Consider the following 702-nt stretch of genomic DNA (forward strand, 5'->3'; position numbering starts at 1 on the left):
CTTCGCTCCGGACTTCCCCGTCGTCATCTTCGTCCGCCTTCGGCTCCCTTCAGATTCCCTCGGGCTTATCGACGCCCCGCGCACCCCGGGACGCCACCGCACCGGACTCTGGCAATTCAAGTTTTCAGGCAGCTGGGGCGGTCGGCGTGCTTGGCATTTTTGCGCAGTTCCTTTCGGGCTCGGAGCATCTTGCGATGCCCGTCTCCGTTCGGCCGCGCGGGCGGCCTCCGGAGACTTACGCGGCGTCTTGCGTAGTGGTGATGACGCTTCGCGAGTAGGCGGCGCTTGGGTGTCTGACACCCGGATAGACGGGCTTCAGGCTTGAAGGGTGATTCCAGGGTGTCAGACACCCATCTTGGCAAGGGCGCTAGTTTTTGCGGGGTATCTGACGCCTTCGTGCGAGCACAGATCGCTGCTAATCGTCACTTGAACTCAAGTGCCCGATGGGCGGCGCGTACAGGTCGGCAAGTTGTGGCGGACGGTCGCCGGGAGTGTCATAAATTTTGTGTTTGGGGCCTAACATGTTGCTCAAGGAGCATGTATGGCTACCAAGAAAAAGACACCGCTGAGGGAACTGCCGGCGATTCCCGCCGAGCTGGTTGATCAATTCGTCAAAGGCCCGATGACCGCCGAGGCGGTGCAGGACCTGTCGATGGCGTTCAAGAAGGCGCTGATCGAACGGGGCCCTTGGAGCGGAATTGG

The 702-nt window shown here is 61.1% G+C and carries 1 pseudogene; it reads left to right on the plus strand.

Annotation, left to right across the window (positions count from 1 at the left end):
- Positions 1-541: 541 nt before the first annotated feature.
- Positions 542-702, plus strand: a pseudogene (locus B2W22_RS11840) (IS256 family transposase); the annotation flags it as partial.

The sequence above is a fragment of the Achromobacter sp. UBA4530 genome, assembly GCF_002388205.1.
Classification (GTDB): domain Bacteria; phylum Pseudomonadota; class Gammaproteobacteria; order Burkholderiales; family Burkholderiaceae_B; genus Achromobacter; species Achromobacter animicus.